Genomic DNA, 15,646 nt, shown 5'->3' with positions numbered 1-15,646 from the left:
CATCTTGCCCGCAGCCGATGTATGAAGCAGAATGAAGGCGGGCGAGACGCCCGCGCTCCCAGGTTAGATTGACGTATGAGGACGCTCACACTCAGCTTCATCACCTTCATCTGCGCCATTGCCGTGGTCTGTGCCGCGCTGGTGTTTGCCGCCGAGAAGCCGCTCGGGCAGTTCAGCCATAGCGTCTGGCGCACCGAAAACGGCTTGCCGCAAAACACTGTGCGCGCCATTGTGCAGACGCGCGACGGTTACATCTGGCTGGCGACCGATGACGGCCTGGTGCGCTTTGATGGCATCCGCCTGACGATCTTCGACCGCCAGAACACCCCGGCCATAAAGAGCAGCGCCATCCTGACGCTCTACGAAGACCGCGACGGCGCGCTCTGGATCGGCACGGACAACGGTCTGCTCAGGTACCAGAACGATGGCTTTGTGGCCTACACGACAAAAGACGGACTGGCCGACGACCGCGTCACCGCGGTAACCAGCGACCGCGAGGGCCGATTGTGGATTGCGACGCCCGGCGGCTTGAGCCGCTTCGACGGCAACCGCTTTGTGACTTACACGACCGACAACGGCTTGCCGAGCAACAGCGTCGGCGCGCTCTTTGCCGACAGCCGTGGCGCGCTCTGGGCCAGTACGACCGGCGGGCTGGTGCGCTTCAGCGCCGATCAGATCACCGCCTACACCATGCGCGACGGCCTGCCGCGCAACGGCGCCAACGCCATCTACGAAGGCCGCGACGGCACCCTCTGGGTGGGCACGCCGGGCGGTTTGGCGCGCTTGAACAACGGGCGCTTCGTCGCCTTGACCACCGCCGATGGGCTGGCCAGCAACATGGTCTGGACCATGCGCCAGGATCGTGAAGGCACGCTCTGGGTCGGCACCGATGGCGGCTTGAGCCACCTGACCGCATCCGGCTTCAAGACCTTCACGACCGCCGACGGGCTGGCACATAACAGCGTCTATTCGATCATTGAAAGCCGCGACGGCAGCCTGTGGCTGGGCACGCCCGGCGGCCTGTCGCGCATGCAGGCGGGACAACTCATCGCATACACGGCGCGCGACGGGTTGTCGAGCAACGGCGTGCTGGCCATGATCGAAGACCGCGAAGGCAACCTCTGGGTCGGCACCGAATCGGGCGGGCTGAATCTGTTTCGCGATAAGAAATTCACCGGTATCACCGCCGGCGACGGCCTGGCCGGCGATCTGGTGTGGGCGCTGCGCGAGTCAGGCGACGGCGCGCTATGGGTCGGCACGCAAACGGGGCTCACTGAAATTCGCGGCGGCGTCTATAAGACCTACACCATGAAAGATGGCTTGCCGAGCGACGTGGTGCGCGCCCTGTGCCAGGACCGCGAAGGCCGCCTCTGGATCGGCACGCCCGCCGGCCTCTGCCGATTTGCCGAGGGCCGATTCACGACCTACACAGACCTCGATGGGCTGTCGAGCAACGCCGTGTCGGTGATCGAAGAAGGCATAGATGGCAGCCTGTGGATCGGCACGCTGGCCGGCCTGACGCGCTTGAAGGACGACAAGTTTACCATCTACACCACGCAGAACGGCTTGAGCAGCGACGCCATCCTATCTTTGCGCGCAGGGCGTGACGGCAGCCTGTGGATCGGCACGCGCAACGGCGGCTTGAACCGCTTCAAAGACGACCGCTTCACCGCCTACACCGCCGAGCAGGGATTGTCGGACGTCAGCGTCCGCGCGCTCTACGAAGACAGCGACGGCACGCTCTGGGTCGGCACGCGCAGCGGCGGCTTGAACCGCTTCAAAGATGGCCGCTTCGTCGCCATCAGGGCGCGCAATGGCCTGGCCGACGATGGCGTCTTTCAGATTCTCGAAGACGGCAAGGGCAACCTCTGGATGAGCAGCACGAAAGGCATCTTTGCCGTCAGCCGCGAACAGCTCAACGCCTTTGCCGAGCGGAACGTGGCCGACGTGAGCGCGATTGCCTACGGCACGGCCGACGGCATGGAGAGCCGCGAATGCACGGGCGGCGGTCAGCCCGCCGGCTGGCGCAGCCGCGATGGCCGGCTGTGGTTCCCGACCATTAAAGGCGTCGCCGTCGCCGACCCCGAGCATATGAAGACCAATTCGGAGCCGCCGCCGGTGGTCGTCGAGCAGATCATCGTTGACGAGAAGCCCGTCGAGAAGACGGCGAATATCGAACTCGCGGCAGGCGTCTACCGGCTGGAGTTTCACTATACCGGCCTGAGCTTCATCGCGCCTGAGAAGGTTCGCTTCAAGTATAAGCTCGAAGGCTTCGATCAAAACTGGGTGGATGCAGGGGCGCGGCGCACCGCTTATTACACGAGCATTCCGCCGGGCCATTACACCTTTCGTGTGCTGGCGGCCAACAATGACGGCGTCTGGAATGCGACGGGTGCCGTGGTGTCGTTTTATCTGAGGCCGCGCTTCTATCAAACCGTCTGGTTCTATGTGGCGCTGCTGGCGCTGGCCGGGGCGATTGCCTGGGCGATCTATCGCCGCCGCATCCGCCGCGTGCGCGCAGAGTTCGCTGCCGTGCTGGCCGAGCGCAACCGCATGGCGCGCGACATTCATGACACGCTGGCGCAGGGCTTTGTCGGCATCTCGCTGCAACTCGAAGCCGTCGGCAAGATGCTCGACCAGTCGCCCGACCGCGCCAAACAGCACCTTGATCTGGCACAGACGATGGTGACGCACTCGCTTGCCGAAGCGCGCCGCTCGGTGTGGGATTTGCGCGCCCAGGCGCTTGAGAACACCGACCTGGCGACGGCGCTTGCCGACGCCGCAAAGAAGCTGACTTCGGGCACCGCGGTGCAGTCCGAGTTTCAGGTCACGGGCACGCCACGGCAGCTTCCGGCAACGGTTGAATCCAATCTCTGGCGCATCGGCCAGGAAGCCATGACCAACGCCCTGAAGCACGCCCACCCGCGCCACCTGCGCGTCGAGCTGGCCTTTGCGCCCAAGCATGTGACCTTGAGCGTCACCGACGATGGGCACGGCTTCGACACCCAGAATGATCGGCTGTCGGGCGACGGGCATTTCGGCTTGATCGGCATGCGCGAGCGCGCCGAGCGGTTGAAAGGCAAGCTCCAGATCGATAGCGGCGAAGGCACGGGCACGCGCATTAGCGTCATCGCGCCGGTTGATTAAGTGACTCGCGCCGGCCTCGAAAAAAAATCACCCAACCCACAATATTTTTCCCGCCCGTGCGTCTACAGTGAGTAGATGGCTGAAGCCCTTAGGGAACAGTGGCCGATGGCAGAAGAAGATCAGCGGATCGCGGAGGTGGTCGAGCGCGAGCAGTCGCGGCTGCACAACTTCATCCGCCGGCGTGTGCCTGACCCGCGAGACGCCGAGGACGTTCTGCAAGACGTCTTCTACAGGCTGGTGGAAGCCAACCGCCTGCTGATGCCTATCGAACACGTCTCCGGCTGGCTGTTTCGCGTCGCGCGCAACCGCATCACGGACCTTCTCCGCAAGAAGCAGGCGGCGAGCTTGAGCGATGCCGCATACGCGGACGAAGACGACGAAGCGATGCAGTTAGGCGACCTGCTGCCGTCGCCCGATGCGGGACCGGAGGCGCTCTACGCCCGCCGCCTGCTTCTCGCCGCGCTCGAAGCGGCGGTCGAGGAATTGCCCGCAGAGCAACGCGAGGTGTTTGTCGCGCACGAGCTGGAAGGACGCAGCTTCAAGGAGGTGGCCGCCGAGACCGGCCTCAGCGTCAATACGCTGCTCTCGCGCAAACGCTATGCGGTGCTGCACCTGCGCCGGCGATTGCAAAGCGTCTATGACGAATTCACAAAAGGCTGAGGGACTGAAGATGAAACCGAGAGTGAAGCGAATGATTCGGATAGCGCCGCTGGCGCTCTTAGGGATGCTGGCATTCATTGCCATCGGCGGCGCGCTGGTGATGCAACTGTGGAATTGGCTGATGCCGCCGCTCCTCGGCTTGCGCGAGATCACCTTCTGGCAAGCGCTCGGGCTCCTGGCGCTGTGCCGGATTCTCTTCGGCGGGTCCGGATGGCAGGGCTCCATGCGCTCGAATTACCGTCGTCATGTGGAAAAGCAATACGAGCAGATGACCCCTGAGGAGCGCGAGCAATTCCGCCAGCGCATGCGCGCCCGTTGGGGATATGATCCATCCGCGGGCGAGACGAAGGAGCTATGAGGCCGCGTCGTCAGCCCAAAGCCATGTGGCTCGCCGGGCCGCCCGTCAATAACGAAATGAACAAAGAACGGACGAAGCCTAATCGCCATTGAAAGGAAACGAAAATGCAAGACACTGTCAATGTTGCTCAAGAAGATCGTGCGGGTGGAACCCCTCATGATTCTGCTCACCGTTTTATCGCACGGCCCTCCAAGCGGCTGGCAAGACCAATGCGAAACCTTCTGCCGGCAGCTCTGCTCTGCCTTCTGCTGCCGGCCAGCGCCGCCCTGGCTCAGGAGCCGCAGAAATCCACCGCCGCCGCCAATCCCGGTAACCCGATGAGCGCCTCCACCAAATTAGTTTACGGATTCTTGAAGGCCACAATCCTCAGCTCAGCCGAGAAAATGCCGGAGGAGTCTTACAACTTCAAGCCCACATGGGTCGTCCGCAGCTTCGGCCATCTCATTGGCCACATCGCCGATGCGAATTACACGTTTTGTTCCATCGTGCGCGGCGAAAAGAATCCCGCCCTGGCCCTGAGAATCGAGCGGACGAAAACCTCGAAGGCTGATCTGATCGCCGCACTCAAAGACGCCTTCGCCTACTGCGACAAGGCCTACGACGGCATGACCGACGCGGCGGGCAGTGCGGAGATGGTGAAGTTCCGCGGGTTTGATGCGCCCAAGCTATTCATGCTGACGACCAACAACGCGCACACCATCGAGCACTACGGCAACCTCACCGTCTACCTGCGGATGAAGAACATCGTGCCGCCGAGCAGCGACCCGGAGTTCATGCCACAGCCGCGGAAATGATTTGCCTTTATGAAAGCCATTGCCTATCACCGCTACGGTTCGCCCGACGTCCTCAAGTGTGAAGAGGTCTCTAAGCCGGCTCCCGGCGATGATGAAGTGTTGATCAGAGTCCGCGCCGCCTCCGTCAATCCGGTTGACCGGCACTACCGCGGCTCGCCGTACCTCGCTCGCCTGATGACCGGGCTGCGCAGGCCAAAGGACACACGCCTCGGCTATGACGTGGCCGGCGAGGTGGAAGCGGTTGGCGCTAAAGTCAGCCGCTTCAAGCCCGGCGACCCGGTGTTCGGCGTCTGCCGCGGGGCTTTCGCCGAGTACGGTTGTGCTGCCGAAACGGCGCTGGTGATGAAGCCGGATAATGTGACGTTCGAGCAAGCGGCTTCCGTGCCGGTGGCAGGACTCACCGCATTGCAGGGGCTCCGCGACAAGGGAAAGCTTCAACCGGGGCAGCAGGTCTTGATTAACGGCGCGGCGGGCGGCGTGGGCACGTTCGCGGTGCAGGTCGCCAAATCATTCGGCGCCGAAGTGACCGGCGTGTGCAGCACGAGAAATGTCGAGATGGTGAGATCAATCGGCGCGGATCGGGTCATTGATTACACCCGCGAGGACTTCACGAAAGGCACGCCGCGCTACGATCTCATCTTCGACTGCATCAGTAACCATTCGTTGTCAGCAATCAGGCGCGTCTTAAACCCCAGGGGAAAATGTGTCATCGCCGGGGGCCTCAGCAAAGTCCGGGTTATCCTGACGGTTGCGCTCAAAGCGCTGCTGTTGTCATGGGTCGTGAGCCAGAAGTTCGGCATGTTTGTCGCGAGGCGGAAGCCAGAGGACCTGGCCGTTCTGGGCGACCTCCTGAGGGCCGGAAAGATCATGCCGGTCATCGACAGGCGTTACCGGCTGAGCGAAGTCCCCGAGGCGATGCGGTATCTGGATGAAGGTCACGCCCGAGGGAAAATCATCATCACTGTAGAGCAGGACGACTAACACGGCCCGCCGCGTCGCTTTTCGCCTGCCCCGTTACCAGGGGCCATTTAGTTCTCGACATTCAAAAGATGAATTAAACACAGATCTTGACATTCAAAAGATGATTAAACACAGAGGCACAGAGGCACGGAGGGACACAGAGGAGTTCTCCGTGCCTCTGTGCCTCCGTGCCTCTGTGTTTTTCTTTCATCCCATTTTGCAGAACTGAATGCCCTGCCCGTTGCCCCACACCAACTGCTTGATTCGGTTGCCGCCCTTGACGAATCGCTGCCGACCGCATAAACAGATAAGCGAGTATTGCCGCCGCACGTCGCGTATGTGATCGCAAGCCACATCAGCCATCCATCACCGCCGCGCAGCAGTTGTGTGGCCGCAACTGTGAAATATAATCCAGCAACTTCCAAAGGAGAGGTGAAATGAAAAAGCTCGCTATTGCGCTGGTGATCGTGCTGGTCAGTCTGTCCTTTCGCGGCGCGCCGTCGAGCGCCTCGACCGCCGCGCCGGTGAAGAAAACGCCGGCGCGACGCGCGCTCTCATCGTTCGACCCGCAGGTCAACAAACTGCTGGCGCAGATGACCCTCGAAGAGAAGCTCGGCCAGATGACTCAGGCCGAGCAGAGTGCCCTGAAAGATGTCAACGACATCCAGAAGTATTTTCTCGGCTCGCTGCTGAGCGGCGGCGATTCGGACCCGAAGGCCGGCAACAGCGCGCAGGCGTGGACAGATATGTATGACGAATACCAGAAGCATGCCTTGAAGACGCGCCTCGCCATCCCCATCCTCTTCGGCATAGATGCCGTGCATGGCCACAACAATGTGCTTGGCGCGACCATCTTCCCGCACAACATCGCCCTGGGCTGCACGCGCGACGCCAGGCTCGTCGAGCAGGCGGCGCGCGTCACCGCCGAAGAAGTCCGCGCCACCGGCATCAACTGGGCTTTCGCGCCCTGCGTCGCCGTGCCGCGCGACGAGCGCTGGGGCCGAACCTATGAAGGCTTCGGCGAAACCCCGGAGCTGGCCCGCACCCTCGGCGCGGCGGCGGTGCGCGGCTTTCAGGGCAGCGACCTGAGCAGCCCTTTGAGCGTCGTCGCCTGCGCCAAGCACTATGTCGGCGACGGCGGCACGAGCTTTGGGACGGGCCGCCCGAAAGATCGCGACGAGCGTTTCCCGCTCGACCAGGGCGATACGCGCTTGAGCGAAGCCGAGCTGCGCGCGATTCATCTGCAAGGCTACGTCACGGCGGTCAGAGCCGGCGTCGGCACCATCATGCCGTCTTACAGCAGTTGGAACGGCGTCAAATGCTCGGCCAGTCACCGGCTGTTGACCGAGATTCTCAAGAACGAGCTGGGCTTTGAAGGCTTCCTGATCTCCGACTACAACGCGCTTGACGATCTGGGAGGCGATTTCAAGAGCAACATCGAAACCTCGATCAATGCCGGCATGGACATGGTGATGGTGCCGACCAGGTATGTGCAGTTCTACACTCTACTGCACGAACTGGTTAAAGAAGGCCGCGTGCCGATGACGAGAATTGATGACGCCGTGCGGCGCATCCTGCGGGTCAAATTCGCGATGGGCTTGATGGACAAAAGCCGCTCGCCGCTGGCGGATCGCCGCCTGCTAAAGTCGTTCGGCTCTGTCGCGCACCGCGCCGTCGCTCGCCAGTGTGTGCGCGAATCACTCGTGCTGTTGAAGAACGACAATAAAACGCTGCCGGTGGCAAAAACGCTGTCGCGCGTTCACGTCGCGGGCCGCGGCGCCGACGACATCGGCAATCAGTGCGGCGGCTGGACGATTGACTGGCAAGGCCGCTCGGGCGACGTGATGACCGGCGGCACGACGATCTTGAAGGCCATCAAGAACACGGTGGCAAAGACGACAAAGGTGACTTTCTCGAAAGACGGCTCGGGCGCGGCGGGCGCTGACGTTGGCATCGTCGTCATCGGCGAAACGCCTTACGCAGAGATGCGCGGCGACCGCACAGACTTGCAGCTTTCGGCCGAAGACGTCGCCGCGGTCGAGGCCATGAAACGGGCCGGCATCCCCGTCGTCGTCGTGCTGTTGTCGGGCCGCCCGATGATGATTGATCGGGTGATCGATAAAGCGGATGCCCTGGTCGCGGCATGGCTGCCGGGGACGGAGGGCGCGGGTGTGGCCGATGTCTTGTTCGGCGATTACAACCCGACCGGCAAGCTCTCTTGCTCGTGGCCGCGCTCGATGGCGCAGATTCCGATCAACTGGGGCGACAAGAATTACGACCCGCTCTTCAAATACGGCTATGGCCTGTCATACGCGGCTGCGCCGCAAGGCAAAAGTAAAAAGTAAAAAGTAAAAAGTAAGGCAGATGGATGTCTCTACTTTTGCCTTTTTACTTTTTACTTTTTACTTCCCGCCGCAGGCGGGTCAGAACCATCCCTTTTTGTTCAGCACGTAGGTGTTGACGAAATCTTCGTCGCTCTTGGTCAGGTAGATGATGCCTTCGATTATGCCGATGAGGCTGGTGACGATGGCGCCCAGCCCGCACGTCAGTAGCGTCACCAGCAGCATGATCATGCCTTCGTTGTTGTAGCCGAGGATGAACTTATGAACGCCGAGGCTGCCGATGAGAATGCCGCACAGCCCGGCGGCGAGCTTCTTGTCGGCGCCCGCGGGCTTGGCGCCCGGCTGTGCGTAGTTGTATGGCGACGGGTAACTCTGCGTGGTCGGCGGATAACCGGCAGGCGGCACGTAGGTCGGCGGATAGCTCTGCTGTGATTGCTCAAAGCTCGGCGGATATTCCGTGGTTGGTTGATCAGAGGTGGCTTGCGTGGCGGGCAAGGTGCTGCCGCAAGCGCGACAGAATTGCGCCGTCCCCTCTACAGCCGTGCCGCATCGCGGGCAAAACTTGGGCATAGTGCGTCGTTCTCCCTCTCTTCGGATGGTAGCGATTATTTGCCGCACAATGCGGCGTGTCAAATGATTTCAATCGCGCAGGCTGCGCGGCGCGCATTCTTGTGATCGGGTTTGCGGCGCTGCTATGATGCACACGGCTGCGCGATTCTCGATTCGAGGCAGGCTGAATGGCTGAGAGACGGACGAAAGACAGAGTACTGGTCGTTGACGACGAGCAGATGGTTCGCTACACGCTGACCGAAGCCCTGCGCAGTTGGGGCTATGGCGTCTCGGAAGCCGGCACGGTGGCCGCGGGGCTTGCTACCTTTGACGCCGAGCATCCCGACATCGTGCTGCTCGACATCAACCTCCCGGATGGCTCAGGCATTGACGCGTTGCGCGAGATCAAACATCGCGACGCGGATGCCGTGGTGATTATGATCACCGCCGATGTCATCATCGAAAACACCATCGCCGCGCTGCGCGGCGGGGCTTACGATTTCATCGGCAAGCCGGTCAGCCTCGACGAGCTAGAAGTCACCATCCGCAACGGCATCGAGGCGCAGGCGCTTCGCAAGGAAGTGCGCAGCTACCGCCGCGAGCGCGCCCGCCAGTTCAGCTTTGACCAGATCATCGGCGAATCGCCGTCGCTGCGCGAGATGATCTCGCTGGCGCGCAAGGTCGCCGACAGCGAAGTCTCCTCGGTGCTGTTGCAGGGCGAATCGGGCACCGGCAAAGACCTGGTGGCGAAAGCCGTCCATTACGGCTCGCGCCGCGCCAATGCGCCGTTTATTGCCATCAACTGCGCCGCTATCCCTGCCACCCTGATTGAGTCCGAGCTGTTCGGTTATGAGAAGGGCGCGTTTACCGACGCCAAGGCGCGCAAGGAAGGCTTGTTTGAACAAGCCGAAGGCGGCACGCTGTTTCTTGACGAGATCGGCGAGCTGGAATTGAGTCTGCAAGCGAAGCTGCTGCGGGTGTTGGAAGAGGGCAGCTTCCGCCGCGTCGGCGGCTTGAAAGACCTTCCGCTTGATGTGCGGGTTCTCGTCGCTTCGAACCGTGACCTCAAAGCCGAGAGCGCCACGGGCCGCTTCCGTCTCGACCTCTACTACCGGCTGTCGGTGATTCAGATAGACATCCCGCCGCTGCGCGAGCGCGGCAACGACGTGATTCTGCTGGCCGAGTATTACATTCGTTACTTCAACGAGCGGCTGCGCAAACGCCTACGCGGGCTGACGCCGGAAGTCTTAGACATCTTCCGGCGCTACAGTTGGCCCGGCAATGTCCGCGAGCTGCGCAACGTCATCGAGCGGGTCATGATTTTGGAAGATGGCGAGATCATCACGCCACATTACCTGCCGCGCGGCCTGGCGCACGACGAGGCGGAAAGGAGCGCCGCCGCGCCCGCCGCCGCGCTGCCGTCAAAGTCAACGGCGCCGATCTTCACGTTGCCGCCCGAAGGTATCGTGCTGGATGATCTGGAGATGTCGCTTGTGCAGCAGGCGCTCGAACTCAGTCATGGCAACCAGACGCGGGCTGCGGAATTGCTCAGCATCTCGCGCGACCAGTTGCGCTATCGCCTGAAGAAGCTCGAAAGCGCCGGCCAGGAAGAAGCGGCCCCGCCAACCGCCTGAGTGGCTCGACACCGCACCTGACTTCCATCACCGCATTTGCAAGCACCGCGATTATTCCGATGTAGCGCAATCTGTTAGATTGTGCGAGCCAGTGCGCAATCTAACAGATTGCGCTACATCTGATTGAAAACTGCTCCGACGCTGTGGAAATCTCCCCGGTGGCGTCGCCATATTTCGCATCCCTGCACCGTAAATGACGCCATTCAAGCCTGCGCTAAGCGGCACAAACCTTGCTCGCTCAAATGATGCATTCGACCGCTTTGCCTCTGGAGGTGCGATCATGAAAATCCTGTTAGCCATTGACGGTTCCATCTTCAGCGACCGGGCCGTGCAAGAGGTCGTGCATCGGCCCTGGCCCGCCGCCACCGAGGTCAAGATCATCTCGGTCGTCGAGCCGATGGCGACGATGATGACCGAGACATGGGTGCTGCCCGACAACTACTGGGACGACGCCCGGCTCGCGGCCACCAAGCAGGCGCAGGCCGCGCTCGACGCCGCCGTTCTGCGATTCAAGGAAGCCAGCACGCCGTCGTTGAAGCTCACCACGGAAATTCACGAAGGCTACCCGAAACAAGTTATTTTAGACGAAGCCGAGCAATGGAGCGCGAATCTGATTGTTGTCGGCTCGCATGGCTACAGCGGCTTCAAGCGCCTGCTGCTCGGCTCTGTGTCGCAGGCCGTGGCGGCGCACGCGCGCTGTTCGGTAGAGATCGTGCGCGGTCCCGAGCACGATTGAACGGGTGCAGTCGGCAGGTGCGAGAAAGGAAAAAAGATGATCCGGCCCATGAGCCCTGACCAGACGCGGGCGCTGCTCGAAGCTGCCCGCGTCGGGCATCTCGGCTGTGTCGCTCAAGGCACGCCTTACGTCGTGCCGGTCAGCTATATGCTGGACGGCACGACGATCTATGTTCATTCGTTCGTCGGCCACAAAATTCGCGCCTTGCGCCAGAATCCGCGCGCCTGCTTGCAGGTCGAAGAGATTCAGGATGAATACAACTGGCGCAGCGCCATCGCCTTCGGTCGTTACGAAGAGATTACTGACGCCGACGAGCGCCGGCGGGCCGTGCAGCGCTTGTTGGCCCGCTTTCCACATCTTACCCCGGTTGAATCCGTCCCCGTGCATGACGGGCAATCGTCAATCATTGTCTTCTGCATCCACGTCGAAGAGATGAGCGGCGTCTGCGAAAGCTGACCGCCGACTGCCCTTAGATGCCTATCTTCAATTATCTTCTGCTTGTATCAACCGCGCTGCTTTTGTACCATGACCTGAGACATGGGGCGCGGCCCCTGTCCAGGCGCAATCAAGCGATTAAACGAAGCTCAACGCGGCGCGAGTGTGATTAAGCGGTCTGTCCTCTACAGGCTCTCGTCTTGATCTGCTCAGGCAACCGTCAGGTTCGGAGGCTACGAATGGGAGAAGAGACGACCGCCCTGAATTCCTCGCCTCAGGTCGGAATGCCCGAAGCCCTCAGCGAGCCGAAGCGGCGCGCGGCGCTCGATAGCGAAACCCTCTACAGCATCATCGCCTCGGCGATGGACGCGATTATCACCATAGATTCCGCGCAGCGCATCGTCCTCTTCAACAGCGCCGCTGAAAAGATGTTTCGCGTTTCGGCGGACGACGCCCTCGGCCAGTCTATTGACCGTTTCATTCCTGAGCGTTACCGCGCCGCGCACCAGACGCATGTGCCGAACTTCGGCGCAACGCACGTCACCAAACGGCGCATGGGTGCGCTCGGCGCCATTTACGGGCTGCGCCGCACCGGCGAAGAGTTTCCCATCGAAGCCTCGATCTCTTACATCGAGGCCGGCGGCCAGCGGCTCTACACCGTCATCCTGCGCGACCTGACGCAACGCGTCGAGACCGAGGCGCGGCTGCGCGAGCAGGCCGCCCTGCTCGATCACGCGCAGGACGCGATTCTCGTGCGCGACCTCGAAGGCCGCGTGCTTTTCTGGAACAAGAGCGCCGAGCGCATCTACGGCTGGGCGGTTGATGAAGTCCTGGGCCGCGACGTGCGGCAGTTGCTCTACGCCAAAGGCACGGACGAATACAACAGGGCCATGCTGGTGTTGATGGCGCGCGGCGAGTGGATGGGCGAGATGCGCCACGGCACCCGTGACGGCACGGAAAAGATCGCCGAGGCGCGCTGGACGCTGGTGCGCGCCGAAGACGGCAAGCCGAAATCCGTGCTGGCGATCAACACCGATATCACCGAGCGCAAGAAGCTCGAAACCCAGTTCCTGCGCGCCCAGCGCATGGAAAGCCTGGGCACCCTGGCCGGCGGCATCGCCCATGACTTGAATAATATCCTTGCGCCGATCCTCATGGCGGTGCAGTTGTTGCAGCGCCGCGCCCGCGACGCCGATAGCCAGCAGATGCTCCGCACCTTGCTGATCAACGCCGAGCGTGGCGCCGACATGGTCAAGCAGGTGCTGTCGTTCGCGCGCGGCGTCACCGGCGAGCATATCACCTTGCAGCCGCGCCATCTGGTCAAAGAGATCGTCAAGATTCTGCGCGAGACGCTGCCGAAATCGATTGAGGTGACCTACGATACCCCCGAAGAGATGTGGCCGATTCTCGGCGATGCGACGCAGATTCATCAGGTGTTGATGAACCTCTGCGTCAACGCCCGCGACTCGATGCCCGACGGCGGCAAGCTGAGCATCAAGGTCGAGAACACTTACCTCGACGAGAATTATGCGCGCATGCACCTTGAGGCGAGGCCGGGACGTTACGCCGTCATCACCGTCGCCGATACCGGCACAGGCATCCCGCCGCACATCATCGATAAAATCTTCGAGCCCTTCTTTACGACCAAGGAACACGGCAAGGGCACAGGGCTGGGGCTTTCGACGGTCTCGGGCATCGTGCGCGGCCACGGCGGCTTCATCAACGTCTACAGCGAGATCGACCGCGGCACGCAGTTCCGCATCTTCCTGCCGGCCATCACGGTCGGCCAGAGTCAGGTGCTGGAAGAGGCGCAGTCGGATATGCCTGTGGGGCAGGGCGAGGTCGTGCTGGTGGTGGATGACGAGATGGCCATTCGCGAAATCACCAAGAGTACGCTCGAAGCCTTCGGCTATCGCGTGCTGACCGCCAGCGACGGCACCGAAGCCATCGCCCAGTACGCGCAGAACAAAGACCTCATTCAGGTCGTGCTCACAGACATGATGATGCCGTACCTCGATGGCGCGGCGACCATTCGGGCGCTGCAAAAGATCAACCCGCAGGTGCGCATCATCGCCTCAAGCGGCCTGACCGAAAACGGCAGGCACCACGAAGCCACCCAGGCGGGCGTCAAAATCTTCCTGTCGAAACCTTACACGGCAGAAAGACTCTTAAAAGCGATTGCCGAAATGCTGGGGCGCGCTTGAGCGGATTTCAATTGCGTTTGCCTAGTAGCGCAATGCGGTTAGATTGCGCTACATCCATTTGAAAACTGCTCTAAGGGCGGGCGAATTTGTTGATGCGGTGAGCCGGCTTGCTCGTAGCGGCGATGATCTCTTCGTCTTCCTCGTCCTCGATATGCACGGTCGTCATGACGTGAGTTGACAGGGCGCGCGCCTGCTCGTGGCAACGGCGCACCAGCGCCATCAATCCATACCAGTTGCACTCGCCGCATTGCTCGTGTGAAGCGAGCGAATGACTGCTGTCGTCAATCAGCCGGCGGATGCTGGCCAGCGTCGTCGTGGCGTCATGGTTATCATCGCCGATCATGCTGATGTCGAGCTCGACGCGCATCGAGCGCGGCTCAGAGAAGCGGAACGCCGCTCGTAGATAACCAGCCGGGTTTGTGCTTAATTCAACTAACATCGCCTCTCTCCCGTCTGTCGGTTTCTGCGCCCGCGATGACTTGCCAATTGCCGGTCTGATCTACATCACGCCGCGCTCAATGCCCAGGCGGGTGCCTGTCGAGATGGCTACAAAGGCTCACCCTGCGGCTTCGAGCGGCGCCAGTTTCCTAGTTGGGCAACACCTATGCCAGCCCGCTCGGCCTTGTTTTTCAAGGTTTTCGCCGGATTCGCCGCGCCGCGGCAGCGCAAACTTCCCCACACGGCTGCGGGAAATCTCACGAAGGAAGGGAATTGCGGCAAGCGGCCAGGGGCCTAAAGCGTTTTTCAATCGGGTGTGGCGCAATCTGTTAGATTGCGCACTGGCTAGCGCAATCTAACAGATTGCGCCACAGGGCAACCACAATCGAAAACCGCTCTAGCCTCTGGCCTCTCCTCTCAGGGAGTGATGATTTATTCGATGGGTATCTCGGCAGCCGGCTTCTTGTCGGCGATGGCTTCTCCCTTGAGCCTGGGCAAGGTCAGCGTCAGGCGGCCATCTTTGAAGCGCGCTTTGGCCTGCGCGGTGTCAATCTCTGCGGGCAGATCGATGACCCGGAAAAACATCTTCGTCTGTCGCTCGGTGGCCTCTGTGTCGGCAGGGTCCGCCGCGTTGGTCCTCTCCTGCTTGCCGCTCAGGAAGAGGCGGCGCGGCTCGACGGCGACCTCGATCTCTGTTTCGTTGAAGCCGGGGACCTCGGCAGTCACTTCCAGCTTGTCCTCGGTTTCGTTTTTTTCGATAGCGACTGGCGCTAGCAGCTCGGCTTCGGCGGCGGCCCAGTCATCGAAGTCATGCCCGTGCTCGCCGCCCCGCGCCTCGAACAGCGCGTAAGCCTGGCGGGCAATCTCCTGTTGAATCTCTTCCATCCGATTGAATAGCGTCACGGCCTCGACGATGATCGGATGGATGGGTTGTAGCTCTTGGGCTGGTTGCATCGTGTTTACTCCTTTCTGAAGAACAGACGGTCAACAACATCGCTCGGCAGCTCCGAGCCGCATGGCGAGGCGGGATGGTTGCGGACCGATCAATCAGCTTGCCTGAGTTATAAGGGGGCGCGCTCGGCGGCGCGCGGTGGACGTTTGATGTCGGCAGCGGCTTCTGGCAAGCGCCGCGAAACCGCCCCGTGGGTTAAGAAATGTTTTGGCCGGGCGACATCAGCCGCGCCCTGCGGCCCGCGCCCGTTCAGCCGGTTTGGAGTTGTGCGCCGGTCGGGTCCTGGCGATGATCTCTTGCCGCACGCCTTGCAGCTTTTCTGCTCGCCATTGGATCCATTTATCCAGCCTGGGAATGAAAGGAAGGGCGGCGCGACCGGAGTGGCCGCCGGCTGCCCCGACGTTGCTTTTTACGTCAGCCTCGTTTCTGATCGTCAT

14 protein-coding genes and 1 pseudogene are annotated in these 15,646 nt (G+C 61.6%); 10 read left to right on the top strand and 5 right to left on the bottom strand.

The window, feature by feature from the left end; genetic code table 11:
* Positions 1-75: 75 nt before the first annotated feature.
* From VJ464_02505 to VJ464_02480, 6 genes are all read left to right on the top strand, one after another.
* Complete coding sequence (locus VJ464_02505; protein ID HKQ03975.1) at positions 76-3,147, top strand: two-component regulator propeller domain-containing protein; 3,072 nt, start codon at positions 76-78, stop codon at positions 3,145-3,147.
* A 105-nt stretch (positions 3,148-3,252) separates the two neighbouring features.
* On the top strand, positions 3,253-3,807 hold the full coding sequence (locus VJ464_02500; GenBank protein ID HKQ03974.1) for a sigma-70 family RNA polymerase sigma factor: 555 nt from the start codon (positions 3,253-3,255) through the stop codon (positions 3,805-3,807).
* Positions 3,808-3,817: 10 nt separating this feature from the next.
* Positions 3,818-4,165: a hypothetical protein gene (locus VJ464_02495; protein HKQ03973.1), complete on the top strand. Its 348-nt coding sequence runs from the start codon at positions 3,818-3,820 to the stop codon at positions 4,163-4,165.
* Between the two features lie 104 nt (positions 4,166-4,269).
* Entirely contained in the window at positions 4,270-4,959 is a 690-nt protein-coding gene (locus VJ464_02490) for a DinB family protein (GenBank protein ID HKQ03972.1), read from the top strand.
* Positions 4,960-4,968: 9 nt separating this feature from the next.
* Positions 4,969-5,940 (top strand): NAD(P)-dependent alcohol dehydrogenase, encoded by a 972-nt coding sequence (locus tag VJ464_02485; protein HKQ03971.1) that lies wholly within the window; start codon positions 4,969-4,971, stop codon positions 5,938-5,940.
* Positions 5,941-6,356: 416 nt separating this feature from the next.
* Complete coding sequence (locus VJ464_02480) at positions 6,357-8,264, top strand: glycoside hydrolase family 3 N-terminal domain-containing protein (GenBank protein HKQ03970.1); 1,908 nt, start codon at positions 6,357-6,359, stop codon at positions 8,262-8,264.
* A 78-nt stretch (positions 8,265-8,342) separates the two neighbouring features.
* Here VJ464_02480 and VJ464_02475 read toward each other — a convergent pair whose 3' ends face one another.
* The gene (locus VJ464_02475; protein HKQ03969.1) at positions 8,343-8,666 is read right to left on the bottom strand and encodes a TM2 domain-containing protein; all 324 of its coding nucleotides are present in this window, start codon (positions 8,664-8,666) and stop codon (positions 8,343-8,345) included.
* A 96-nt stretch (positions 8,667-8,762) separates the two neighbouring features.
* Positions 8,763-8,831 (bottom strand): annotated as a pseudogene (locus VJ464_02470) (zinc-ribbon domain-containing protein).
* 167 nt (positions 8,832-8,998) lie between these two features.
* On the opposite strand from VJ464_02470, the gene VJ464_02465 reads away from it, so the two are divergent.
* From VJ464_02465 to VJ464_02450, 4 genes are all read left to right on the top strand, one after another.
* Positions 8,999-10,444, top strand: a complete 1,446-nt coding sequence (locus tag VJ464_02465; protein HKQ03968.1) for a sigma-54 dependent transcriptional regulator — start codon at positions 8,999-9,001, stop codon at positions 10,442-10,444.
* A gap of 280 nt (positions 10,445-10,724) precedes the next feature.
* On the top strand, positions 10,725-11,180 hold the full coding sequence (locus VJ464_02460) for a universal stress protein (protein ID HKQ03967.1): 456 nt from the start codon (positions 10,725-10,727) through the stop codon (positions 11,178-11,180).
* 36 nt (positions 11,181-11,216) lie between these two features.
* Entirely contained in the window at positions 11,217-11,636 is a 420-nt protein-coding gene (locus tag VJ464_02455) for a pyridoxamine 5'-phosphate oxidase family protein (protein ID HKQ03966.1), read from the top strand.
* Between the two features lie 218 nt (positions 11,637-11,854).
* Positions 11,855-13,819, top strand: a complete 1,965-nt coding sequence (locus VJ464_02450; protein HKQ03965.1) for a PAS domain S-box protein — start codon at positions 11,855-11,857, stop codon at positions 13,817-13,819.
* Between the two features lie 70 nt (positions 13,820-13,889).
* Here VJ464_02450 and VJ464_02445 read toward each other — a convergent pair whose 3' ends face one another.
* From VJ464_02445 to VJ464_02435, 3 genes are all read right to left on the bottom strand, one after another.
* The gene (locus VJ464_02445) at positions 13,890-14,258 is read right to left on the bottom strand and encodes a hypothetical protein (GenBank protein ID HKQ03964.1); all 369 of its coding nucleotides are present in this window, start codon (positions 14,256-14,258) and stop codon (positions 13,890-13,892) included.
* A gap of 431 nt (positions 14,259-14,689) precedes the next feature.
* Positions 14,690-15,211: an Hsp20/alpha crystallin family protein gene (locus tag VJ464_02440; GenBank protein ID HKQ03963.1), complete on the bottom strand. Its 522-nt coding sequence runs from the start codon at positions 15,209-15,211 to the stop codon at positions 14,690-14,692.
* A 219-nt stretch (positions 15,212-15,430) separates the two neighbouring features.
* Positions 15,431-15,646, bottom strand: a complete 216-nt coding sequence (locus VJ464_02435) for a hypothetical protein (GenBank protein ID HKQ03962.1) — start codon at positions 15,644-15,646, stop codon at positions 15,431-15,433.

It is taken from the genome of Blastocatellia bacterium (assembly GCA_035275065.1).
In the GTDB taxonomy this organism is placed as follows: domain Bacteria; phylum Acidobacteriota; class Blastocatellia; order UBA7656; family UBA7656; genus DATENM01.
This window is presented reverse-complemented; position numbering and strand designations above follow the sequence as displayed.

Bases quoted from the DNA above. Each gene is read 5' to 3' on its own strand.
- VJ464_02500 (HKQ03974.1), top strand. From the start codon at position 3,253: ATGGCAGAAGAAGATCAGCGGATCGCGGAGGTGGTCGAGCGCGAGCAG.
- VJ464_02435 (HKQ03962.1), bottom strand. From the start codon at position 15,646: ATGACGATCAGAAACGAGGCTGACGTAAAAAGCAACGTCGGGGCAGCC.
- VJ464_02485 (HKQ03971.1), top strand. From the start codon at position 4,969: ATGAAAGCCATTGCCTATCACCGCTACGGTTCGCCCGACGTCCTCAAG.
- VJ464_02495 (HKQ03973.1), top strand. From the start codon at position 3,818: ATGAAACCGAGAGTGAAGCGAATGATTCGGATAGCGCCGCTGGCGCTC.
- VJ464_02490 (HKQ03972.1), top strand. From the start codon at position 4,270: ATGCAAGACACTGTCAATGTTGCTCAAGAAGATCGTGCGGGTGGAACC.
- VJ464_02455 (HKQ03966.1), top strand. From the start codon at position 11,217: ATGATCCGGCCCATGAGCCCTGACCAGACGCGGGCGCTGCTCGAAGCT.
- VJ464_02440 (HKQ03963.1), bottom strand. From the start codon at position 15,211: ATGCAACCAGCCCAAGAGCTACAACCCATCCATCCGATCATCGTCGAG.
- VJ464_02465 (HKQ03968.1), top strand. From the start codon at position 8,999: ATGGCTGAGAGACGGACGAAAGACAGAGTACTGGTCGTTGACGACGAG.
- VJ464_02480 (HKQ03970.1), top strand. From the start codon at position 6,357: ATGAAAAAGCTCGCTATTGCGCTGGTGATCGTGCTGGTCAGTCTGTCC.
- VJ464_02505 (HKQ03975.1), top strand. From the start codon at position 76: ATGAGGACGCTCACACTCAGCTTCATCACCTTCATCTGCGCCATTGCC.
- VJ464_02445 (HKQ03964.1), bottom strand. From the start codon at position 14,258: ATGTTAGTTGAATTAAGCACAAACCCGGCTGGTTATCTACGAGCGGCG.
- VJ464_02460 (HKQ03967.1), top strand. From the start codon at position 10,725: ATGAAAATCCTGTTAGCCATTGACGGTTCCATCTTCAGCGACCGGGCC.
- VJ464_02450 (HKQ03965.1), top strand. From the start codon at position 11,855: ATGGGAGAAGAGACGACCGCCCTGAATTCCTCGCCTCAGGTCGGAATG.